General features: G+C 69.1%; 20 protein-coding genes. 7 read left to right on the top strand and 13 right to left on the bottom strand.

The features are described from left to right. Positions 1 to 149 precede the first annotated feature (149 nt). A complete protein-coding gene (locus WEG36_00965) occupies positions 150 to 3,164 on the bottom strand; it encodes a hypothetical protein (GenBank protein ID MEX1256162.1) in 3,015 nt (1,004 codons plus the stop codon). Between the two features lie 33 nt (positions 3,165 to 3,197). On the opposite strand from WEG36_00965, the gene WEG36_00970 reads away from it, so the two are divergent. Then, positions 3,198 to 3,833, top strand: a complete 636-nt coding sequence (locus tag WEG36_00970; GenBank protein MEX1256163.1) for a hypothetical protein — start codon at positions 3,198 to 3,200, stop codon at positions 3,831 to 3,833. On the opposite strand, the gene WEG36_00975 is transcribed toward WEG36_00970, so the two are convergent. Beyond that, positions 3,809 to 5,557, bottom strand: a complete 1,749-nt coding sequence (locus tag WEG36_00975; GenBank protein ID MEX1256164.1) for a hypothetical protein — start codon at positions 5,555 to 5,557, stop codon at positions 3,809 to 3,811. The genes WEG36_00970 and WEG36_00975 overlap by 25 nt on opposite strands. Continuing rightward, positions 5,554 to 6,726, bottom strand: coding sequence for an anhydro-N-acetylmuramic acid kinase (locus WEG36_00980; protein ID MEX1256165.1), 1,173 nt, complete (start codon positions 6,724 to 6,726; stop codon positions 5,554 to 5,556). The genes WEG36_00975 and WEG36_00980 overlap by 4 nt, the downstream gene beginning before the upstream one ends. 224 nt (positions 6,727 to 6,950) lie before the next feature. Here WEG36_00980 and WEG36_00985 point away from each other — a divergent pair, with 224 nt between their 5' ends. Together WEG36_00985 and ggt are read left to right on the top strand one after the other, a co-directional pair. Beyond that, the gene (locus WEG36_00985) at positions 6,951 to 8,165 is read left to right on the top strand and encodes a M20 family metallopeptidase (GenBank protein MEX1256166.1); all 1,215 of its coding nucleotides are present in this window, start codon (positions 6,951 to 6,953) and stop codon (positions 8,163 to 8,165) included. Further along, positions 8,162 to 9,922 carry a gamma-glutamyltransferase gene (gene ggt / locus WEG36_00990; protein MEX1256167.1) on the top strand — a complete coding sequence of 587 codons (1,761 nt, stop codon included), beginning with the start codon at positions 8,162 to 8,164 and terminating at the stop codon, positions 9,920 to 9,922. The genes WEG36_00985 and ggt overlap by 4 nt, the downstream gene beginning before the upstream one ends. Positions 9,923 to 9,958: 36 nt before the next feature. Here the strand turns inward: ggt and WEG36_00995 are convergent, their stop codons facing one another. Beyond that, on the bottom strand, positions 9,959 to 10,447 hold the full coding sequence (locus WEG36_00995) for a hypothetical protein (protein ID MEX1256168.1): 489 nt from the start codon (positions 10,445 to 10,447) through the stop codon (positions 9,959 to 9,961). Between WEG36_00995 and WEG36_01000 the strand changes: the two genes are divergently transcribed. Beyond that, positions 10,434 to 10,703: a hypothetical protein gene (locus WEG36_01000; GenBank protein ID MEX1256169.1), complete on the top strand. Its 270-nt coding sequence runs from the start codon at positions 10,434 to 10,436 to the stop codon at positions 10,701 to 10,703. The two genes, WEG36_00995 and WEG36_01000, sit on opposite strands and share 14 nt — an antisense overlap. A gap of 231 nt (positions 10,704 to 10,934) precedes the next feature. After that, on the top strand, positions 10,935 to 12,746 hold the full coding sequence (locus WEG36_01005) for an ABC transporter ATP-binding protein (protein ID MEX1256170.1): 1,812 nt from the start codon (positions 10,935 to 10,937) through the stop codon (positions 12,744 to 12,746). Between the two features lie 19 nt (positions 12,747 to 12,765). Here the strand turns inward: WEG36_01005 and WEG36_01010 are convergent, their stop codons facing one another. The 9 genes from WEG36_01010 to WEG36_01050 all read right to left on the bottom strand — a co-directional run bounded on the left by WEG36_01010 (position 12,766) and on the right by WEG36_01050 (position 18,884). Next, positions 12,766 to 14,193, bottom strand: coding sequence for a phospholipase D-like domain-containing protein (locus WEG36_01010; GenBank protein ID MEX1256171.1), 1,428 nt, complete (start codon positions 14,191 to 14,193; stop codon positions 12,766 to 12,768). A gap of 62 nt (positions 14,194 to 14,255) precedes the next feature. Further along, positions 14,256 to 14,762, bottom strand: coding sequence for a Fur family transcriptional regulator (locus WEG36_01015; protein ID MEX1256172.1), 507 nt, complete (start codon positions 14,760 to 14,762; stop codon positions 14,256 to 14,258). Positions 14,763 to 14,772: 10 nt separating this feature from the next. After that, the gene (locus WEG36_01020; GenBank protein MEX1256173.1) at positions 14,773 to 15,210 is read right to left on the bottom strand and encodes a hypothetical protein; all 438 of its coding nucleotides are present in this window, start codon (positions 15,208 to 15,210) and stop codon (positions 14,773 to 14,775) included. Then, positions 15,207 to 16,304, bottom strand: a complete 1,098-nt coding sequence (locus WEG36_01025; GenBank protein ID MEX1256174.1) for a bifunctional oligoribonuclease/PAP phosphatase NrnA — start codon at positions 16,302 to 16,304, stop codon at positions 15,207 to 15,209. Before WEG36_01025 ends, WEG36_01020 begins: the two co-directional genes overlap by 4 nt. A 3-nt stretch (positions 16,305 to 16,307) precedes the next feature. Continuing rightward, positions 16,308 to 16,970 carry a PHP domain-containing protein gene (locus WEG36_01030; GenBank protein MEX1256175.1) on the bottom strand — a complete coding sequence of 221 codons (663 nt, stop codon included), beginning with the start codon at positions 16,968 to 16,970 and terminating at the stop codon, positions 16,308 to 16,310. Further along, complete coding sequence (coaE, locus tag WEG36_01035) at positions 16,967 to 17,602, bottom strand: dephospho-CoA kinase (protein ID MEX1256176.1); 636 nt, start codon at positions 17,600 to 17,602, stop codon at positions 16,967 to 16,969. Before coaE ends, WEG36_01030 begins: the two co-directional genes overlap by 4 nt. After that, on the bottom strand, positions 17,595 to 18,227 hold the full coding sequence (locus WEG36_01040; GenBank protein ID MEX1256177.1) for a hypothetical protein: 633 nt from the start codon (positions 18,225 to 18,227) through the stop codon (positions 17,595 to 17,597). Before WEG36_01040 ends, coaE begins: the two co-directional genes overlap by 8 nt. After that, complete coding sequence (locus WEG36_01045) at positions 18,224 to 18,616, bottom strand: hypothetical protein (GenBank protein ID MEX1256178.1); 393 nt, start codon at positions 18,614 to 18,616, stop codon at positions 18,224 to 18,226. The genes WEG36_01040 and WEG36_01045 overlap by 4 nt, the downstream gene beginning before the upstream one ends. A gap of 19 nt (positions 18,617 to 18,635) precedes the next feature. Next, positions 18,636 to 18,884: a hypothetical protein gene (locus tag WEG36_01050; GenBank protein ID MEX1256179.1), complete on the bottom strand. Its 249-nt coding sequence runs from the start codon at positions 18,882 to 18,884 to the stop codon at positions 18,636 to 18,638. A gap of 195 nt (positions 18,885 to 19,079) precedes the next feature. Between WEG36_01050 and WEG36_01055 the strand changes: the two genes are divergently transcribed. Together WEG36_01055 and WEG36_01060 are read left to right on the top strand one after the other, a co-directional pair. Further along, positions 19,080 to 19,553, top strand: a complete 474-nt coding sequence (locus tag WEG36_01055) for a hypothetical protein (GenBank protein ID MEX1256180.1) — start codon at positions 19,080 to 19,082, stop codon at positions 19,551 to 19,553. A gap of 35 nt (positions 19,554 to 19,588) precedes the next feature. Continuing rightward, on the top strand, positions 19,589 to 21,667 hold the full coding sequence (locus WEG36_01060; protein ID MEX1256181.1) for a thioredoxin domain-containing protein: 2,079 nt from the start codon (positions 19,589 to 19,591) through the stop codon (positions 21,665 to 21,667). Positions 21,668 to 21,678: the final 11 nt, after the last annotated feature.

The raw sequence follows: 21,678 nt of genomic DNA on the forward strand, positions 1-21,678 counted from the left end.
AACCCCTGGGTCCGTGGAAAAGCTCCCGGACCCGCGACCCACGACGAACATTTGTGTGGAGAGCCTACGGCTGCCGACACGAAATGTCGTTGCAGGGTCCACAATACCCCACGACATATAGTGGGTCAAGAGAAGATTTTCCGAGTCGCCTAAAACGACCATCCTGCGCGAAAATACGCCGTCGGCTGGGGCGAAGATTCAAGCGGGAGAGCGGTTCCCAGGCGGATTCGGTCGAGCCCTTCCCAGAAAAACGCCGCCGAAAAGACGACCTCGGCGCCCACGGAAGCGACGGTTTCCCAACTCGTTCCCCCCCCGTCGCCGGCGGTCCGGGCCCCACCCGCGTCGAAGAAGACCCCGGCGGCGACGCGGTCGAGGTAGGCTGGCCAGGATCCCAGCCCCCGATTCACGATTCCGAGGGGAAAACGCCACTCGGCGGAGGCCGACCAGGCCTGGTCCCCCCGAAGCCCGCCGGAGTCGTGCCCCCGAACCGAGAAGAAACGGGAAATTCCCCCCACAGAAAACTGTCCGGTTCCGGTCCCCGGGCCCTCCGCGCCCCCCCCCGCGAGGCGAAGCGCCAGGACCTGGTTCGCGTACCCGGGCCCCGCCAGGGGACGAAAGAGCTGCCCCGAGACGACCGCCTCGCGAAATCCTCCGTCGGCGCCGGCGTCCCCCGACAGGCTGTCGGGAACGGAGTGGTCCCACCGCTCCCGGAGCGAGAGGGTGGCCCTCGCACCGGACTCCGTCGAAACCGAGAAGGGGTGGGAGCGTGCCGTCGAGAAGGAGAGGGCCACGCGCGCCTCGATCAGATCGGACTCGGGGCGGACAAAGCCGTAGCGCCCGCTCTCGGCGCCGTCGAGCTCGAAAAGACGGCGTTCGGTCGAGACGAGACGGGCACCGAGCGTGAGCGAGACGGAGCGCCGAACGCCCTGGCGGCGAAGCTCGGCCGCGACCCCGTAATGCCGCTCGCGCAAAATGGGGAGGAGCGAATCCACCGGCTCGCCTTCCTCGTGCGGAACGCGGACCAATGCCTGTGCATCCCACTCCTGGCCGGTCTCGAACGACAGCACGGGGTTTCCGAGTCCGGCCCACCGATAGCGGGCGTTCCACTCCACCCGGGTCTCTTCTCGCGAGAAGAGTGCCGCGATCCAGGCGGAATAACCGTGCCGCTCGAGGAGGTCGGTTCCCGAGGTCTCGATCCCCCATCCCTCCCGGAGGACGCGCCGATCGGCCACGCGTTCCTCCTCCCGATAGATCGGAAGCCAGTAACGGGGAAGGAGGGTGGGGAAAGAGGAATAGCGGACCGGCGCGGCCGTGGCCGGCGGCCCCGACGCGGCGCCGGGCGACGGCTCCCCGGGCCCCAGGGCGAATCGGTCGAGCTCAGGGAGGGGGGTGAACCATCCCTCCGGATCGAAGGGGACTCGCGCCAGCTCCCACCCCTCCTCCCAGAGTACGGAGAGGTAGATCCAGTCCCCCGCCGGATCCACTGCCGGAAAGGTGCCCGCTGTGAGAAGGTCGGTGATCTGGCGGGGCTCTCCGGGCGCCCCGCTCCCTTCCCCGAAAATGACCCCGTAGAGATTGGCGACCCCGGACCGGTCCGAGCCCCAGAGGAGCGCGCTCCCATCGGGCGCCCACGCCGGTGCCGTGTTCAGGCTCCGATCCTCCACGACCAAATGGAGGAGCGCCCCCTCGGTGTCGAGGACGAGGACCGCGCTCATCCCTCCCGGCCGCCTGCGGATCACCGCGAGCCGGTCTCCCGTGGGGGACCAGGCGGGAAAGCTCCAGTAGACGCCCGGTTCCGATTCGCGAAGGCTTCGAAGGAAAGCGCCCTCGTTGGATAGGAGCGCGAGCCGCGTCGTTCCTTCGCCCCCGAGGACCGCCGCGATCGGTCCCTCTCCGGGATGGGGATCCGCGTGAATGACACGCATGCCGCTCGTCACCCGCGTCACCTCCCCGGAAAGCGTCACCTCGTAGAGGTCGCGCTGGATCCGGTACCGGTCCATGAATTCGGCGTCGGGGAGGAGAAGAGTCCCCTGGCGGGTCCATCGCGGCGGGGCAGGCGCTCCGTTCCAGCGCGTCAGTGTCCGCTCTCCCTCGGCGGTCCGGAGGACGAGGCGGGGGTCGCTCCGTCCGTCGTCGCGGAGATAGGCGACTCCTCGCCCGCCCGGGTGTGGTGCCGCGTGAAAGGCTTCGCGCGCCCCCTCCGTCAGAATCTCCACGGAAGGGAGAGTGTGTCGGGTCGTCCTCGACTCGAGTGCGAACGCCTCCTCGACCACCTCCGCCATCCAGTCGGTCCAGAGCCCCGTGAAGGAGGCCCCGAAGGCCACTCGCGCGGCGGCGTCGAGCCGGTAGGGGATCCACTGGTCCGCGGCCTCCCGGAGGAAAAGCGCCACGGCCCCGGCGCCGTGTCGCTCGGCGAGGAAGTCGAAGAAGAGGGAGCCGTAGACGTAGGGTCTCTCTCCTCCCGGCCAGATCGGGGATGCGCTGAGCCCGGTCGAAAGGGGTTCCGGGCCGGCGCCGATGACCCGCGCTCGCACGACGGCATCGAAGAGAGTGCCGTGCGCTCTCCCCGCGAGCGTATACCGCGACTCGAGCTCGACGGCGACTCCTTCGATGGCGAGCTGGGGAAGAGTGTACCCGGCGAAATACGGCCATCGGAGCGACGGCCGGCCGAAGAGGCTGCGGAGCGCGCGGCCGAGCCTCCCGGTGTAATCGAGCTGGAAGACGTGCGCCACCTCGTGCGTGATCACCAGCTCCAGCCACTCGTCGAAGTGGGAGAGCGCGAGCCCATCGAGGGGCGGATGCACCCAGATCGTGATTCGGCTCGAGGGGGTGACGCGCGCGAATCCGTTCGAGAAGTCGGTGTGATCCGTCAGGAGGAGGTCAATCGGTCCGGCCGGCGCGGGGAAGAAGCTCCCGATCAGGAGGGCGTGGGCGCGCTCCGCGGTCGCGGCGGCGCGGGGGACGAGGGCGCCGAGTCCCTCGGGATAGGTGATTCGGAAGTGCTCGGTCCGAAGAGTGAAGTAGTCGAGATCCGGGGGAGGAGCCTGCGCCGCGGCGGGGAAGGCCGCCATGAGCGTCCACGCGAACCGGAAAAAGAGGGAGAAGGAGCGCGCCGCCGGACGGACGGCCCTTCCCTTCCACCCGGATCGCTGGCATTCTTTCAAGCGTTTTCTCCCCCGCGTGAGGAGCATCGGCACATGCCGCGTGACGACGGTTCCTTTTGGTACGCTTTGGGACGGACGGTCCAGGCCGCCACGTCCCTCCTCTCCGCACCCGCCGAGAAAAAGCGCCCCTCCAAGCGACGTCGCGAACCAGACCCGGCGTCCGTTCCCGATGCGACTCCGCTTTCGTCGGTCGTCTCCGGAGCCGTGTCGGCCCTCGGCGCATCGGCGGCGATGCGCTGGTCCACCGGTCGGCGCCCGGCCATGAGCCGCATCCTCCGGGGCGCGGCGGCAGGCGCGGGCGCGGCGGGCATCCTTTATGCCGCGCGTGTGTTCCTCGAGAGGGATCGGATGGAACCACCGGATTCGGCCCGCGAGGCCGCCGACGAGCTCCTTGCGGGCGCGGGAAGAGGCGTCCTGTACGCGACCCTCCTCGATCCCTATCTCCCCGGCCCACCCTTGGTGCGGGGCGCGGTCGCCGGAACGGTGGACTACCTCGCCGTTCCGTTCGGCGGGCTCTTTTCGAAGCTCCAGGCCCTCTCCCCGGTCCGCAGCATTCCCATCCTCTCGATCCTCCTCGAGACCGGCGACGCGGAAGAGGACAGTTACGTCACCTTCCTCCTCCATGGGATGATCCTCGGCGTCCTTTACGGGGACACCGGCGACGCCTGACCCGGCGACTCCGCACCGACGAGGAGCGGGATTCGCACTCCCTCGATGACCGGCTCCCTTCCTTGCGCCCGCCGGTAGGAGGCGGGACACGGGTAGATCTCCGGGATGTCCCTTCCTGGGATCCTCTCGGAGGGCGCAAGGATTCCGAAGAGCTCGGTCCCCGGGACGCTCTCCCCTCCGCCCCATCCAATCAGGTGACAAAAAGCCCCCGGCCGCGCTCGGATGACCGCGGATAAGTAAAGGGCGGAGATCCCGTCCAGGTGGTCGAAGAGGACGTAGGCCGCTCCGAGGCGATCGGCCTCGTCGAGGAAGGGTCCGGGCTCTCCGGTGAAAGGGAAGATCCGCCCCGGCTTTCCACCGAGAAGGTGGAACATCGAGGGTTTCCGGTTCAACACGACGGCGAAGCCGGGGAGGTTCGCCCCGGACCAGGCCGCGGCGCTCCTGAACTCGCGGAAGCTCGGTGCGTGGCACTCAAAGACGTCTCCCAGGGAGGCCATTCGCCGGCAGTCCCCCGCGGCGTCCGCGATTCGAAGCCATCCCGGAACGGCGGGAAGGGCGAGGAGGAGGATCCCGGCGGCGAGGACCGCGGTCCCGAGCGTCTTTCCCAACGGGAGCGCGGCGTAGCGGACGGCCTCCCCGGCATAGAGAAGGAGGATCGGGATCAGGGGGAGGAGAAACCGGTCGCCGGACCAGACTTCGGGCCAGACGAGGATGAGCCCGAAGTAAAGGGGCACAAAAAGCTCCGCCACGCCAGCCCCCAACCGCACGCGCAGGGTCCATCCCCAGAGCGCGAGAGCGGCGATGACGAGTCCCGCGATCGCGACCGTGGGGATGCTCCCGCTCCCCCACCATTGGGCACCCAGGATCTCGCCGGCGTACAACTTGAGGTTTTCCCACGCCCGGACCGGGAGGTCGAGGATCCCGATCGTCCCGAGGCCCGGTTCGTAGGGATTCACCATCCAGAACTCCGACTGGTATGCCCCTTCCCCGCCCCCTTGCGCCCGCAGCACCCACCAGGCGGCCGGAAGTGCGAAGGCTGCGCCGAAGATCGCTCCGGTACGCCACCTTCGGGTCGCCAGGAGCACGCCTCCCAGGGCCAACACCAGGGGGAGCCCCGCGGATCGGGTAAAAAACGCGAGCAGCGCGGCGGCCGCCGCGAGCGCGGTCCAACCCCAATGTCCCGGCACCCTTTCGGGGTCGGGAACGGGAGCCGCGCGCGCGGCCGCCCCGATCGGCCGGATTCGGGTCATCCCCACTTCCGCCCCCCAGAGCCCGAGGAAGGTCAGGAGGAGAAAGGGAGGCTCCGAAAGGATCCATCGCCCGGCGTCTATCCACCCTCCCGCGAGGAGGGTGAGGAGCGCGACGGCCGCTCCCGCGAGGGGACCCCGCCGCTGCGCGGCCCATCCGAACGCGAAGAGGACGGCGCTCCCCACCGCGAGTGCCGAAAGGAGCTTGAAGGTCGTCCAGGTGGAGGCGCCCGCCAGGACGAGACCCGCGAGGAGTGCGGGGAAAAGCGGGGGATACTTCGTGTGCGGGGCCGCGCCGGGATCCCAATGCTCGACGTAACCGGTCCCTGCCGCGAGGGAGTGGCCGAGGGAGAGGTAGGTGGCGTTGTCTCCCCCCGTGTGTGGCGCCGGGGTGAAGACGGATCCGAGGACGAGAGCCGCGGCGAGGGCGATCCCCCCGGCCAGGAGCGCGGTTGCGCGGCGATCGGGCCGGGTCACCGTCCCGGTCCACCAGGGGTCAGCGACCCCAGCACCCGCGGGCCGCTCGCGCCGGTCGCCGCGGGGAGGTTTGCCGGGATCCCCTTTTTGTGCGCCCACGCCAGGATGGCGAAGGCGGCCGCCTCGCGGGCGTCCGGGTCCATGCCGAGCGCCTCCGCCCCGCAACGGACGGGAAGGGGAGCGACCGCCTCGGCGATCGCCGCCACCAGAGCGGGATTCCGGGCCCCCCCACCCGTGAGCACCACCTCGTCCACGCCGGTGGAAGGAAGGAAGTCGCGGTACGCGCGCGCGATGGACCCGGCGGTGAGGGCGACGAGGGTCGCGAGGAGGCCGTCCCAATCTTCCTTCGATTCGGGCCGAACACCCTTCACGATCTCGTCCAGGCGCGTCTCTCCGAATCGCTCGCGCCCGGTCGAGCGCGGTGGCCGGAGGGCGAAGAAGGGATCGGAGAGGAGGTTCGCGAGGAGTTCGGCGTTCACGCGCCCCCGCGCCGCCCGCCGCCCGTCGGCATCCCAGGCCTCCGTCCCGCCCGAGGCCCGGCGTGCCGCACCGTCGAGGAGGGCGACGCCGGGCCCCGTATCGAAGCCGCGCACCCCGTCCGTGGTGCCGTCGGCGGGAAGAAAAGTGACGTTTCCCATCCCGCCGAGGTTCTGGAGCGCGCGCCCCACGCCCTTGCGCCGAAGGAGCGCCCAGTCCGCCCAGGGAACCAGCGGAGCCCCGTGCCCTCCCGCGGCCATGTCGCGCCCGCGAAAGTCACTGACGATGGGGCACCCGGTCTCCTCCGCGAGGGTCGCGGGATCCCCGATCTGGAGCGTCGCGCCTCGCTTGCCCCCTGCGGGTGGCTCGTGCCAAACGGTCTGCCCGTGAGACCCCACGGCCTCGACCTCGTCCGGCGCGACCCCGATTCGGGAGAGGAGCTCCAAAAAGACTCCGGCGAAGCGTCGCCCGAGATCCGTGGCCAGAAGGGTGAGCTCCCGGACGCCTCCGGAGGCGATCGTTTCCGCGATCCGGTTCCGTTCCGCCGGCGTGTAAGATTCCGTGAGGAAACCGAGGATCTCCCACTCGAGCGACTCCGCGTCCCGTCCACGGACCTCGAGGAGGAGGGCATCCACGCCGTCCAGGGAGGTGCCGGAGAGGATGCCTCCCACAAGCATTCGATCCCGCTTCACCCGTTCCGCGCGCTCCATTTCAGCAGTTCGCTGGAGAAGTGGGAGGGGTGGTCGCGGGCCCGCCACCGGTGGTATGTTCGGTTTGGAGGCACCCGCCCCGATTCCCGTTCCGCGGGCGGAAGCTAACGGCGCCCGGGTGGGCTCGCCAACGTGCCGGCGATCGCGGTTTTCCCGTCCCTCGGACCCTCGACCGGCGACCTGCCAGGACACCGCACTCGCTCCCCATGGAACTCCTGGACCGCGCCCGCCGCATCGCCCCTCGCCTCGTCGAGTTGCGCCGCGACATTCATCGCAATCCCGAGCTGAGCTTTCGGGAGACGAGAACCGCCGCGCTCGCCGCAAGAGAGGTGGCGGAGGCCGGGTACGACGTCCGGACCGGTGTGGCGCGCACCGGTGTCATCGCCGAGATCGGAGACGGGGACGGGCCCACCGTCGCCCTTCGCGCCGACATGGACGCGCTTCCGATCCAGGAGGAGACCGGGCTCCCCTTCGCCTCCGCCGTGAAGGGGGTCATGCATGCCTGCGGGCACGACTTCCACACCGCCGGCCTCGTCGGCGCCGCCCGGATCCTCGCGGAGTTGCACGCCGAAGGGGCCCTCCCCCGAGGCCGAATCCGGCTTCTGTTTCAGCCTTCCGAAGAGGCGAGCGACAGCGAAGGAAAAAGCGGGGCGATGCGGATGGTGGAGGAAGGGGCGATGGAGGGGGTGGACGCGGCGATCGGGCTTCACGTCGGGGCGCACCTTCCGGCGGGGCACGTCTTTCTCCGCGAAGGCCCGTTCTGGGGCGGGTCCGACGAAGTCCAGGTCACGATCGAGGGGAAAGGGGCTCACGCCGCACGGCCCAACGAAGGGGTGGACGCCCTCGCCCTCGCCGCGCTCGGCGTCGTCGCTGCCCAGCAGGTGGTGAGCCGGATGCTCGGCCCTTCGGAGCCCGCCGCGCTCACCTTCGGCACGATCCACGGAGGCACCGCGCCCAACGTGGTCTGTGAACGCGTGGTTCTCACGGGAAGCCTCCGCTACTTCGATCCCGGCGTGCGGGCTCGGATCCACCGCGGAGTCGAACAGGCCTTCGCGACCGCCGATGCCATGGGAGGGCGGAGCGAAGTGAGATTTCATGGAGGGTATCCCCCGGTGGTAAACGATCCGACGGTCACCCGATGGGTCGAAGAGGCGGTTCGACCCGTGATCGGGGACGAGCGGTTCGTCCGGGCGGAGCCGAGCCTCCTCGCCGAAGACTTCGCCTTTTTCGCTCAGGCGGTTCCCGGTGCCTTCTTCTGGCTCGGAGCGGCGCTCCCGGAGCCGCGGGAACATCACTCTCCGCGCTTCGACGCGGATGAAGAAGTCCTTCCCCTGGGTGCCGCACTCCTCGCGACTTCGGCGGTCCACATTCTGGAACGCCTCGCGGAGAGTGGTTCCCGGAAAGCGAAGTCAGGGGCATGACTCGCGCCGTCTCGAGCCTCCTCTTTTTCTCCCTCCTCCTCTCCGGGCTCTCCGGATGCGAGGCCGAGTCTCCCGCCCCAGCGCTTGCGGTCGCGAGGGCCCAGGTCGCTTTCCCGGACGAGTGGCAGTTTCCCGCGGAAGTGGACCCGGTCCTCGCGCCAGACGCGATGGTCAGCAGCACCGACCGGTATGCGACCGAGGTGGGGCTCGACATCCTGCGCGAGGGAGGGAACGCCGTGGATGCGGCGATCGCGATCGCCTTCGCTCTCGCCGTAGTGCATCCTTCCGCCGGGAACATCGGCGGCGGGGGCTTCATGGTCTTCCGAAGCGCGGAGGGGGAGGTTCTCGCCCTCGACTTCCGCGAACGGGCGCCGGCCGCCGCGCAGCGCGACATGTACCTCGACGATTCGGGGGAGCTTACCGACGCCTCGATCGTGGGGCACCTCGCCTCCGGGGTCCCGGGCACGGTGAGGGGGCTCTGGGAAGCGCACCAGCGGCTCGCACGCCTCGAATGGACCGCTCTCGTCCAGCCCGCGATCGAGCTGGCCGAAGGCTTCACGGTCGGGTCGCAGCTTTCCGCTTCACTCCGCGAATTCCAGGGGAGCCTTTCTCTTTTCGAAGCCACGCGGGACGCCTTCCTTCCGGGCGGCTCGCTTCCCGCGATGGGGACCGTGCTCCGCCAACCGGAGCTGGCCGCAACGCTGACGCGGATCCGAGACGCCGGACCCGAGGGCTTTTATTCCGGGGAGACCGCCGGGCTCATCGTCGCCGAGATGGCGCGGGGGGGCGGGATCATCACCACCTCGGACCTCGCGGAGTACACCGCCGTCTGGCGAGAGCCGGTCACATTCCGGTATCGGGGATACACGGTGCACTCGATGCCCCCCTCCTCCTCCGGAGGGGCCACCCTGGCGCTCATGGCGAATCTCCTCGAGCCGTATCCGCTCGGAGCGATGAGATGGCACTCTCCCGAATCCATCCACCTGATGGCCGAAGCGTGGAAGCGGGCCTATGCGGACCGGAACCAGGTTCTCGCGGACCCGGACTTCGTGACCGTTCCCCTCACGCGGATGATCTCTCCCGAATACGCGGCCGAGCGCGGTGGCGGCATCTCGAGGGAGCGTGCGACCCCGTCCACGGAAATCGGACCCGGAGCGGCGCTCACGGAAGGGGAATCCACGACCCATTTTTCGATCGTGGACGAGGAGGGGAACGCCGTCGCCCTGACGACGACCCTCAACTCGAGCTATGGGAGCAAGGTGACGGTCGCGGGAGCCGGATTCCTCCTGAACAACGAGATGGACGACTTCGCGTCGCGTCCCGGCTTCCCGAACCAGTTCGGGCTCGTGCAGGGAGAACAGAACGCGATCGAGCCCGGAAAGCGGATGCTCTCCGCGATGACGCCGACCATCGTGGAAACGGCGGACGGGGCCCTTTTCCTCGTCGCTGGAACCCCGGGCGGGTCCACGATCATCACCACCGTCTTTCAGGTGCTTTCGAACGTGGTGGACTTCGGGATGAATGTCGCCCAGGCGGTGAACGCCCCGAGAGTACACCACCAGCACCTCCCGGACCGGATCGAATTCGAGGCGGATGGGCTCGACCCCGCCATCGTGGCGGCGCTTGGCGCCCTCGGGCATACGCTGGAGGAGCGGAGCGGGATTTCGGGGGACGTCCAGGCCATCCTGGTCCTCCCCGACGGGACGATCTCCGCTTATTCGGACCCGCGCCGGGGCGGAACGGCCGCGGGATATTGACGCGAAGCCGGCGGCATGGCGCCACCGGCCCCGGGGTCAGCCCGAGGTCGCGAGAAGGGTCGGAGTCTGGAGCTCGATCACGAGGCGTGCCCCTTCGCGGATCTCCGCGTGCCCATCCCGCGTCGTGAGCGCGATCCCCGCACCCGCGAGGGCGCCCACGGCGGCCGCCCCGATCGTGGTGTTGCGGTTCCGCCCCAGGATCCGGCCGACGATCGCTCCGGCCGCGGCTCCCGTGGCCACGCCGACCGCCGTCCGCGTGGTGGACCCGTCGTCCACTTCCTCAATCGTAACCTCGGTCACAACCGCGTCTACGGAGACGCGCCCGCCCCGCAGGAGAAGCGCTTCAAAGGTCAGGAGGAGCAACGCCTCTTCCGAGGCGTTTTGTGCCTTGCGCGCCTCGGCCACCCTTCCTTCGACCCGGGTCCCTTCGGGAATGAGCACCATCCCATCCGCCGCGAGAACCTCCTCCGCGACACGCGCATAAAAGAGGTCGCCCGTGACGTGCGTTCGAGTGGAAAGGGCCACCTCCATCACGATCGGAATCGTGGTCCCCGCGGGAATCGTGACCGGCATTGGAGCCGGGGCGGCCGAGGGCGCGGGGGAGGGAGCGGGCGGCGGGGCTGCGGCGACCGCGTCCGGGGCCGGACCCTCGTCGGATGAAAAAACCGACGAGGGCGGCCGAGTGCTCGAGGTCGCGGACGATGGCGTGGGCGTCACGTTCCCTCCCGCCGGCGCGGGCGCTGGGGACGGGGTGGGTTCGGGCGCGGGAGCCACGGACTGAGTCGGAGCCGGGTCGTTCAGGGCGGGCGTCTCTCCTCCGGAGGTTTCCGGCGCGGTCTCCGCGTCCGGAGCGCAGGCGGCGATCCAAAAAACAAGTGCCGGGGCGAGGATAGAGGCGAGCCGGCCGCTGGGGGACCTGTCTCGACGGTCCACGTTATAATCTCCTTGTCCGATTTGCGCGGCGTGCGCGCGCGCTTCCGATCCGACTCTTCCTACACCCCCCACTCCCCGGATGAGCCATCTCCGAACGGTGCTCCCCTACTTCCGCCCCTATCGCGGCACGGTCGCGGCGGGGTTCGGGCTCCTGGTGATCGCAAGTGGCTTCACCGTGGCGGGACCCTGGCTCCTCCGGCTCGCGGTGGACTCTCTCGGGAGCCCGGACACCACCCCGGCGCGAATCGGCGGGTACGCGGGGCTGATCGTGGCCGCCGCGCTCGCCGGAGGCGCCGCCCGCTACGGGATGCGGGAGCTCCTCAACGGGGTTAGCCGCAGGATCGAATGTGACCTGCGCGCGAGTTTCTTTCGCCACCTCCTGCGCCTCGACGCGACTTTCTTCGGGCGCACCCGCACCGGTGACATCATGAGCCGGGCGACGAACGACACCCTCGCCGTCCGCCAGGCGGTGGGACCCGCCGTCATGTACGCGGCGAACACCGCCGTGATGACGGCCTTCGCCCTCTCCCTGATGCTCTGGATTTCGCCGGGACTGACGGCCATCGTCCTCGTGCCGATGGTCGCCCTCCCTCCCGTGGTCCTCGCTTTCGGACGGGTGATCCATCGCCGCTTCCAGAGGATCCAGGAGCAATTTTCCTCCCTCTCCACGCGGGCGCAGGAAAATCTGACGGGCGTCCGGCTCGTGCGGGCCTACGTCCAGGAGTCCGATCAGGTCGCGCGGTTCCGCGAGATGAACCGAGAGTACATGGATCGAAATCTCCACCTCGTGCGAGTCGAGGGGCTCTTCCATCCTACCCTCGGCCTCCTCACCGGCATTGCGATGGTCGCCCTGATCTGGTCGGGGGGAGCGCGGGTCATGGCGGGGACCCTGTCGGTCGGAGATCTCATCGCCCTCATCTTCTACGTGAACCTTCTCACCTGGCCGATGATCGCGCTGGGATGGGTGGTCAACCTCTTCCAGCGCGGCGAAGCCTCCATGGGGAGGATCAACGAGATCCTCGGCGCCGAGCCGGCGGTCGTCCCCGGGGTGGGACGCCCGACCGCGGGCATTCGGGGGGAGATCGAATTCCGCGACGTTTCTTTCCGGTATCCGGGGACGAAGCGGGACGTCTTACGGCACCTCGCGTTCAAGGTGGAACCGGGCGAAACCATCGCGATCGTGGGGGCCACCGGATCGGGGAAAAGCACCCTCGTCTCCCTCCTCCCACGGCTCTACGATCCGACCGAGGGTCAGATCGTCCTGGACGGGATCCCCCTGGGGGAATACGACCTGGAACGGCTCCGGGCGGAGATCGGCGTGGTCCCGCAGGACACCTTCCTCTTTTCCGAGACCATCGAATCGAACCTGGGGCTCGGACTTGCGGATGCGATGCCGTCGGGGGGCGACGAAGGCACCGACCCGCGGATTCTCCGGGCTTCGGAAGTCGCCCAGCTCCACGAGCAGGTCACCGAGTTCCCGGCCGGATATGCGACCTGGCTCGGCGAACGCGGAATCAATCTCTCCGGCGGCCAGAAGCAGCGCGCGACCCTGGCACGGGCGCTGGCGCGCGACCCGGCGATCCTCATCCTCGACGATGCGCTGAGCTCCGTGGACACGCAAACCGAGGCCAAAATCCTCGCTCGGCTCGGGACATTCCTGAGAGGCCGGACCTCCTTCATCGTCTCCCACCGCGCGACGGCGGTCCTCCACGCCGACCGCGTCCTCGTTCTCGACGAGGGGCGGATCGTGGAAGCGGGGACACCGGACGAGCTCCGCGCGAAGGGCGGCGTGTACGCCACTCTCCTCCACCGGCAGCTCCTGGAGAGGGACCTCGAGGAGGAGAGCGGGAGGGGGAACGCGCCCGGTGCCCTCGCGGGCGCCTCGGGGTAGCTTCCCCCCAAACGCCGGGTCAGTCCTCCGGCCCGGCTTCCTTTTCCCGGCGGGCGCGCCGGGCCTGGACCGCGCTCCGCACGGCCAGCGTCAGCCCGATCCAGCCGAAGCCCACGGCCAAGACCCATCCGACCGCCCGCGGGAAAAATGCGGCCAATGCCGCCACGGCGAGGAGAATGATGACCGCGGTCCAGAGGGTCACGCGGTCCTCGCGGCCGAGCACGCGCTGGCCGGCGATCGCGTCTCCAAGAGCGGAGCCCGCGCGCACGAGGTCGGCGATCGTGAGGGTCTGTCCCCCGGCTCGGTGCCACCCTTTGGGCCCTGGAAAGGTATGCTCTCCATCGAGGGGGGTGGTCCCGAGCCCCGGCTCCCCCAGCTCCCTCGGGCGCGCCGACAGGTGATTCGGGAGGACGATCTCCACAGCGGACGCGAGGTCCGCGAAAAAAAGCGCCTGCACCTGGGAGGCCAGATCTTCGTCGAGGACACCGACATCGAGCTCCCAATTCCCGAGAAGCGAGGCCGAATTCAGGTTCGTGGACCCAATCCGGCACCACCGCCCGTCCACGACCGACGTCTTCGCGTGGATCATCGGCCCCTGCCACTCGAAGAGCCGCACTCCTGCCATGAGGAGCGACCGGAATCCACCGCGGGAAAGGCTCCCCACCCAGGGCCAGTTGTTGTGCGCGGGCACCAGGATCCGAACGTCCACCCCGTCCCGGGCCGCCGCCATGAGCGCCTCCGAGACGGGTCGCGGCGCGAGGAAGTAGGGGTCGGTGATCCAGAGGCGATGGCGCGCCCAGGAAGCCATGAGCTGGGTGGCTCGATAAACGCGCGAGCGCCATGGGCGGCCTTCGATTAGCCAGACCTTCGAGTTGCCCCGGATCGGAGTATTCGCGGGGTCGGCGCGGAGCTCGGGAGGGATTTTCGCCCCCGTTTCGGTCCACGACCGCTCGAAGGCCTGCGCGGCGTGAGCCGCCGCGGGGCCGCGAATCTCCACCCCGGTGTCGCGCCAAGGAGGATCCACATCGGTCCCCGCCCACTCCTGGCCGACGCAGAACCCTCCGATGTAGGCAACCTCACCGTCCACGACGACGAGCTTCCGATGGCCGCGCTGGAAAACGCCGAGAGGGTCGCCGACGCTCGGCGGATTAAAGGCCCGGACCGCGACCCCCGCGGCGCGAAACGGACGCCAATAACGCCGCGGAGTCGCCCAACATCCGACCCAGTCGTAGAGGACGCGCACTTGCACCCCGGCCCGCGCGCGCTCCGTCAGCGCATCTCGGAACTCGCGGCCGACGTCGTCGTCCCGGAGGATGTAGTTCTCGAAGTGTACGTAAGAGCGGGCTTTGCGGATGGCCTCGAGCCAGGTGTCGAACGTCGTGGGACCATCGAACTGAAGGGCGATCAGATTCCCGTCAATCCGCGACGAGGCGGTAGCCCGGCTCATGGCGCGTTCGGGGAAGGGGCTCGGCGCATCCTCCCCCTCCAGCCCCCCGATCTTCGCCTCGGTCAGACGGTCTCGATCGGGCAGGTCAACCCTCCGCTCGGAAGCTCGGCCCCCGCCTGCCGGCAGGCGGCGCAGAGCCCATAGATCTCCAGCTTGTGCCGGGTAGGGAGGAAGCCGTGTTCTCCCGCGATCGAGTCCTGGATCCTCTGGACCTCCTCGCTCTTGAACTCGGTCACCCTCCCGCACTCCTGGCAGATGAGGTGTTCATGCTCCGGCTGCCGGGAGAGGCGGTGTTCGTAACGCTTGAACCCCTGGCTGAAGTCGTGCTCGGCCACGAGCTGGCTGCGCACGAGGAGGTCGAGCGTGCGATAAACCGTGGCTTTGCCGATGCGCTCCCCGCCCTCGCGCAGCCGCCGCTCGATGTCTTCGACGGAGAGGTGCTCCGACGAAGAAAAAACGACCTCGGCGACGGCCTCCCGCTGCTGCGTCACCGGAAGCCCCTGATCGCGGAGATACCGCCCGAAGAGACGGACGAATGGAGAAACCTGGGGGGCGGATGTTGGTGTCATGCGAATGAATTCACTCCCTGGAGCTCTGCGTGCCGGCCGCTCCGCGTAGGCCCGCGGGCGCCGCGAGCTCTTCGATCAGGCCGGCGAAGGCCCCCGGGTCCCCCGCGATGGAAACCGCCCTGGGGGGCTCCCGCGCCTCTTCCGAACGTCGGACCACGCCATCCATGATTCGCGGAAGGCGGTCCTCGGGCGCTTCCCCTTCCTCCTGAAAGACCGGCTTGAAGGAAACTCCGCTTCCCGTCTCCTCCGCGCGATAAGCGAGAGTGACGAGCAGGCGGCGATCGCCTTCCACGAAACAACTCGCCGCGATCACTCCGCTTTCGCTCCTTCCACGCGCCAGGGGAGGAAAAAGCCAGAGGCGGTCCAGCCGGGAGGGAGGAACCCGCCCGCTCAACTCTCGAAGAGCTTCCCCGAGGGCGCCCGGGACGCCGGCATCTCGTTCCGTCATTCGATTACGCCCTTTCCCCCCTCCGGTTCCGCGGATCCGGCTTCCGCCATCCCGCGCGCCGCTTCGACCGCGTCCTGGATGACCCGCTCCCTCACCTCCTCGAGGGCGCCCCGCACCAACGCCCCGGAAGCCCTTACGTGCCCACCCCCGCCAAAGCTTCGCGCGAGGGCGTTCACGTCCAGCCGCCCGTTCGAGCGGAAGGAGACCTTGACCTGTCCCGGCTCGATCTCGCGGAAGAGAAGCCCCACCTCGACGCCCTCGAGCCCACGGGGATAGTCCACCATTCCGTCCAAATCTTCCGACGTGCATCCGAGCGCGCGAAAAACCTTCTCCGGTACGGTCATCCATGCCACGCGCCCTTCGGCCGAATGCTCGAGCGTGTCCAACGTCTCACGGAGAAGCCGGTAGCGGCGCAGCGGCACGTCCCCATAAACGCGCCGGTACAGCCCATCCGGGGAAGCTCCGTGTGTGATCAACTCCGCCACGACCCGATGGGCCGAGGGAGTCGCGTTGGAAAACCGAAACGATCCGGTATCGGTGAGGATCGCGACGTACAGCCCCTCCACGATCGACGGCGTCCACGGACCGCCGTGCGCGTAAACGAGGTCGAACACGAGCTCGCCCGCGGCGGCGGCCGCCGGATCCCGAAAGGAGACCGCGTCCAGCGCATCCCCGCCGGCGGGATGGTGGTCCACCACGGCGAGGGTCAGGTGATCCACCAGCGGCTTCACCCGTCCGATGCGGGACTTCTCGCCGGTGTCCACGACGACGCAGAGGTCGGCGTCTCGGCAGCGCTCCGCCGCGGCGCGGCTCCCCGCGCCGAGGATCCGCTCCGTCTCGGACACGAGGAAGCGAAAGGACTCCGGAAAGGGGGTCGGGTTGACGATCCACGCCTCCTTCCCCATCGCCGACAGGAGGGAGAGGAGCGCGGCCTCACAACCGGTTCCGTCGCCGTCGGCGTTCAGGTGCGTGGTGAGGATGACCCGCCGGGACCCGCGAAGGAGGCGGAGGAGCCGAGCGACGTCCGTCCGCCGGGATTCTGGAATCTGGTAGCTCATGAGAAGTGGGGCGAAGGGTAGACCACCCGTTGCCAAGGGTCAAGCGCCCGGAAGCCGCTTCCGGAGCTTCGCCCAGGTCGAGGCGAGATGCACGTAACGGGGGGCCTTTTCGCCGTGGATCGTCCCACGGCGCAGCGCTTCCAGGAGGGCGCGCGGCTCGTTCGGGTGAAGGGGGACCTCGATCCAGGTCCGGCCAATCTCCGCGAGGGTGTGCGCATCCGAGCCGGCACCCCGGAGGAGGGAATGGCGATCCGCGAGCTCGACCGCCCGGAGGTCGCGCGCCGGATCGTGGAGACGCCCGTTGAAGGCCTCGACGACGTCGAGCTGGGACGCGAGCCGCTCCGCGAGGCGCCCCGACCCCCCCTTGCCGGACGCATAGGGGTGCGGGAGATACACGATTCCTCCCTGCTCCCGGATCAGCCGGCAGGTTTCGTCGGCCGGAGTCCCCTTCGGAATCTCGCTGCGGAGGTAGAGCCCGATGACGTCTACCCCCTCCGCCGTCTTCACCTCCTCGCCGGGAATGACGCGGTCGGGGTAACGCTCCGCCATCTCGAGCGCGACCTGGATCCGATTGTGGTCCGTGATCGCGATCCGGCCGATCCCGCCCCGCGCGGCGCGCTCGAGGACCTCTTCCGGATCCGACAGGCAGTCCCACGACCCGCGGGTGTGGAGGTGCAGGTCGAGGCGAAGGAGGCCCGTCACGCGCTCGCACCGCCGCGAAGGTGATCCAGCAGAGCGATTGCCTTCGCCTCCAGCTCCGCGAGCGACCCATCGTTGTCGAGGACGTGGTCGGCCTTCGAGCGCTTCACCGCCGGGTCCCCCTGGCTCGCCATGATGCTTCGAGCCTCTGCCGGGGCGAGGCCGCGCTCTTCGACGAGACGGCGGAGGCGTTCAGCCTCCGAAGCATCCACCAGCACGACGACGTCGAACTCGTCCTCCAGCCCGGTCTCGAAGAGGAGGGGGACTTCGCTTGCGGCGAGCGGCGTCCCCTCGTTCGCCCGCTCGGCGATCCAGCGGCGGTGAAGCGATGCGATGAGGGGATGGAGAACGCGCTCGAGGCGCCGGCGCGCCTCGGGGTCCCGGAACACGATTTCCCGCATGCGCGCGCGGTCGAGCGTCCCGTCCTCGGCGACCACCTCCTCTCCAAAGGCCTCCCGGACCGCGGCCAGCCCCGGGCTTCCGGGCTGCACCGCCTCTCGCGCCAAGAGGTCCGCGTCGAGGACGGGGATCCCCCGCGCGGCCCAGATCCGTCCGACGGCGGACTTTCCGGAGGCCACGTTCCCGGTGAGGCCGACGTGGATCATGACGGCCCGCGCCCCGGGAGGCTCATCCACCCCCGAAGACGCCCGTCAGGCCGAGCGCCGCGATCGTATTGAAGATGAGGTTGCCCAAAAAAGTCGAGGCGAAGATTCCCACCACCGAAAATCCGAGAAAGGCCATCGGGATCACCAGGATCTCGTTCGGAAATGGAGCGAAGCTCGCATAGGCGAAGAGCACGGCGTAGGGCAGCCAGGGGCGATTGCGAAGGTCTCTCAACATGCGCAGCACTTTCCCATCGGGAAGCTCCACCACCTGGCGCCCGATCGAGCCGAGAAGGAAACCGACCAGGTCGCCCATCGTCATTCCGACGGCGATCGTCAGGAGGGTCGCGCCCCCATGCATCCCGATTTCCATGAAGAAGGGGAAAAAGAGGACGATGGGGATCGGGACGAGAAGGTTGAAACCGCTCAGCGCGGACATCGCGAAGAGCCCCGGATACCCCCAAGCGCGGACCGTCTCCTCGATGCCGGCCGCCTCGGCCCCGTAGAGGTTCATCCAGACCGCCGCGGCGAAGACGCCGAGGAGTGCGAGGACCTTGGCGGTGAAGACCAGGACGCGCCGAACACGTCCCGCCCCGCCCGGACCGGCCCCGGAGGTCGCCTCGGACCGGCCGCCCTCCCCTGGCGCGGCGATCGTCATCGGGACCGCGAGACCACGTCGCTCGGTGCCTCCCGACTCAGGTCGTCGTCGGTCCCGAAGGTGCGGTCCGGTCCGGCGGAGATGACCCGGAACCGGCTCGAAAAGACCTCGAGGCGATACCGCGTTCCCCAGGGGTCCACGCGGGATTTCTCTCCGGGATACCGCCCGTCCATCCACGCATCGAACTCTCCCCGTCGCGTCGGAAGGCCGGTGCGGGATCCCTGGAGGGCGCTCAGATCCACGGCGATCTGCCCCAGCTCCTGGTTCGTCATCCAGACGTAGGCCGGGGTCAGGAGGGGGCTTGCCCGCTCGAAGATCCTCTCGCGGGTCCGCGGAAAATAGAGCCCCGCTCCCAGCACGATCAGAAGCACGATCAGGAGCCTTCCCACGCTCTCCCCTTTTGCGGCGTCACCGGGCCCTCCGCATCCTCCAGGTCCAGCGCAGGTACCGTGCACCTTCGCGCTGCGGAGGCTGGTGCGTCCCGTCCCCGTAGGCCGTTTCCATCCTCCAGCGCAGGTAGGGCGCGGGGGGAATGGGAAGGTAGGGCGAACGGAGGTACCAACGCCGCGGACGACTCGCCCAGGAGAGCGCCAGGAGCGCAGGAATCAGCGACGGATGCCGGAGGACCAGCCGGACCATCGAGCTATGGAGTCCCATCGGGCCCCCCAGGAAAACTCGTCAGACGTGCGCCGCCGCGCGCGTTCGGCGCGAGGGCCCCGGAATCCGGGCCGCCCGGCCCCCCGGGAGAATCCGGAGGGACCCCTGACCTCGACCGGGGTATTCCCTCAGGTAGCAAGGTAGCATTCGGACCCCTGTGGTTAGAAGAGCGGAAGCGAGGCGATCGGACGGACCATGCCCGAATTCAACACCTTCGTCAGCCCGGATTACCCGGTTCTCCGGTCGGTGAAGCCCGTTGGCGGTCCCGGCGATCCCGGATTCACCGGGCAGGCCACCCTATCCCTCGCGCTCCTGGTGAAGGGGATCCCCTCCTTCCTCGCCACGATCCCCGTGCGGCCGGCCGATCTGGACGCCCTGGTGAGAGCTCTCGACAGCGGAAATGTGCGAGTCGCCGTCGCTGGAGTATCCGTGGATGAAACCGCGCTCCGCGAAGACGACAGCGCCCCGCGCGAGCCATGGCGAGCGGAAAGCCCCATGCACTCGCTTCCGGCCGCCTTCCTCAGCCTCGTGTGCGCCAATGGGCGGCAGATCGGAGTCGCCCGCATCGTCTCCCGCGAAGAATCGGCCTCCCCGGACGAGGTGGCCCACTTCGTCCTGAGTCAGATCGCCCGCGGAGTCCAGATTCCGGATCTCGCCTCGACACCCTGACCCTCGCCAGGTTCAGAGCGGCGTCCAGGGTCACCATGCCGAATCGCCTTGAACACGAGCGGAGCCCCTACCTCCGCCAGCACGCGCACAACCCGGTGGACTGGTTCCCCTGGGGAGACGAAGCTTTCGCGCGGGCCCGCGAAAAAAAGCTTCCGATCCTCCTCTCCATCGGCTACTCGGCGTGTCATTGGTGCCACGTCATGGAGCGCGAGTCGTTCGAGAGCCCGGAGACCGCACGGGCGATGAACGAAGGATTCGTGAACGTGAAGGTGGACCGCGAAGAGCGCCCCGACGTGGACGCCCTCTACATGCGGGCCGTTCAGTCGCTCGGCGGCCAGGGCGGATGGCCGCTGACCATCTTTCTCACTCCGGAGGGGGCCCCTTTTTATGGGGGAACCTACTTCCCTCCCGAGCCCCGTCACGGACTCCCTTCTTTTCCGCAGCTGCTCGCCGCGACGCGAGCGGCGTGGGAAGAGCGGCGCCACGAGGTGGAAAGCGCGGCGGCGAGGATCCGCGACCTGCTCGCACGCTCGATGGAACCGGCGGAGTCCGGGCCGGGCGGCGAGACGCCAGTCGTGGACGCCGGCCTCGTGCCCGAAGCGGTGGGGGAGATTCTCGGAAGGATGGATCCCGCATACGGCGGCTTCGGCCGCGCCCCCAAATTTCCCCAGCCGGTAGTTCTCGAATTCCTTCTGGAGCACCACGCCCTGACGGGCCACCGCCCCGCGCTCGACGCCGTCCTCCTCACCCTCCGCCGGATGGCGCGCGGAGGGATCCGGGATCACCTCGGCGGGGGCTTCCACCGGTACGCCGTGGACCAGCGGTGGCTCGTTCCCCACTTCGAGAAGATGCTTTACGACAACGCCCTGCTCGCGGGTGTATACGTCAAGGCCCATCAGATCACTGGCGACAGTGAGCTCCTGACCGTCGCGCGGGGAATCTTCGACGACCTTCTCGGCGACTTCCGGGCGCCGGAAGGGGCCTTCTACACCGCGCGGGACGCCGATTCGGAGGGCGAAGAGGGGCTCTTTTACCTCTGGACCCCCGGGGAAGTCGAGGCACTCCTTTCGAAGGACGAGGCGCGGCTGATTCGGCGCTGTTACGACGTCTCCGAGGGCGGGAACTTCGAGGGACGAAACATCCTTCACCTCCCCCACGACCTCGACGCCGTGGCTCGAGGCGAAGGGATGTCGCGCGAGGCGCTCGACCTCTCGCTCAGCGAATCGCTCGCGACTTTGAAGGAGGCGCGCGCCTCGAGGGAGCCGCCCCTCCGGGACGACAAGATCCTGGCCGGATGGAACGGCCTCGCCGTGCGAAGCTTCGCCGAAGCCGGGGCGGCCCTGGGTGAGTCGAGTTACGTCGAGGCCGCCTCGGCGGCCGCCGACTGGCTCCTGGGCACGCTCCGGCCGGCGGGGCGGCTCCTTCACCAGGAACCCCATGCGGGGACCCGGATCCCCGCATTCCTGGAAGATGCCGCCTCCCTGGGAAACGCCCTCCTTTCCCTCCACGAGGCGACGTTGGACCCGCGTTGGCTCGAAGCGGCCGTGGAGCTGGACGAAGAGGTGGATGCGCGGTACCGCGACGGTGAGAGCGGCCTCCTCTACGACGCCCCGGACGACGGGGACCGGCTCCTGGTGCGGCCCAGGGAGAGCTCGGATTCTCCCATCCCTTCCGGAACCTCTCTCGCCGCGGAGCTCCGCATGCGGCTCGCCCGCCTCCTCGGAAGCGACTCCCGTTTCGAAGACGCGCGGGCGATCGTGGCGCGCGAAGCGCCCCTCATGGCATCCTCTCCCCTCGGGTTCGGGCGCCTTCTCGCGGTGGCGGGCCGGCTGGCCGCGAGCCCCGTGGAGGTGGCCATCGCCGGCGCGGACGATGGCATCCGCACCGACCTCCTCCTCCGCGAAGTCCACCGCCCCTTCCTTCCCGGGCGGGTCGTTACCGGCGTGCGAAGGGGGATGGATCCGCCCTTTGCGACCCCACTCCTCGCCGGGCGCGTGCCGGTCGGAGACGCTCCCACCGCCTTTGTCTGCGAGCACTTCGCCTGCCGGGCCCCCACGACCGATCCGAAGGAGCTCGCCGCCCAGCTTCGGCGCGTCGCGACCCGCCCGGCTTAGGCCGGCCCCAA

This window comes from Gemmatimonadota bacterium, assembly GCA_040882465.1.
In the GTDB taxonomy this organism is placed as follows: Bacteria; Gemmatimonadota; Gemmatimonadetes; order Longimicrobiales; family Gaopeijiaceae; genus JBBEBG01.

Coding starts and splice junctions, on each gene's coding strand:
- WEG36_01020 (MEX1256173.1), bottom strand. CDS start 15,210: ATGACGGAACGAGATGCCGGCGTCCCGGGCGCCCTCGGGGAAGCTCTT.
- WEG36_00985 (MEX1256166.1), top strand. CDS start 6,951: ATGGAACTCCTGGACCGCGCCCGCCGCATCGCCCCTCGCCTCGTCGAG.
- WEG36_01060 (MEX1256181.1), top strand. CDS start 19,589: ATGCCGAATCGCCTTGAACACGAGCGGAGCCCCTACCTCCGCCAGCAC.
- WEG36_00970 (MEX1256163.1), top strand. CDS start 3,198: ATGCCGCGTGACGACGGTTCCTTTTGGTACGCTTTGGGACGGACGGTC.
- WEG36_01040 (MEX1256177.1), bottom strand. CDS start 18,227: ATGACGATCGCCGCGCCAGGGGAGGGCGGCCGGTCCGAGGCGACCTCC.
- WEG36_01005 (MEX1256170.1), top strand. CDS start 10,935: ATGAGCCATCTCCGAACGGTGCTCCCCTACTTCCGCCCCTATCGCGGC.
- WEG36_01010 (MEX1256171.1), bottom strand. CDS start 14,193: ATGAGCCGGGCTACCGCCTCGTCGCGGATTGACGGGAATCTGATCGCC.
- WEG36_01015 (MEX1256172.1), bottom strand. CDS start 14,762: ATGACACCAACATCCGCCCCCCAGGTTTCTCCATTCGTCCGTCTCTTC.
- ggt (MEX1256167.1), top strand. CDS start 8,162: ATGACTCGCGCCGTCTCGAGCCTCCTCTTTTTCTCCCTCCTCCTCTCC.
- WEG36_01055 (MEX1256180.1), top strand. CDS start 19,080: ATGCCCGAATTCAACACCTTCGTCAGCCCGGATTACCCGGTTCTCCGG.
- WEG36_01050 (MEX1256179.1), bottom strand. CDS start 18,884: ATGGGACTCCATAGCTCGATGGTCCGGCTGGTCCTCCGGCATCCGTCG.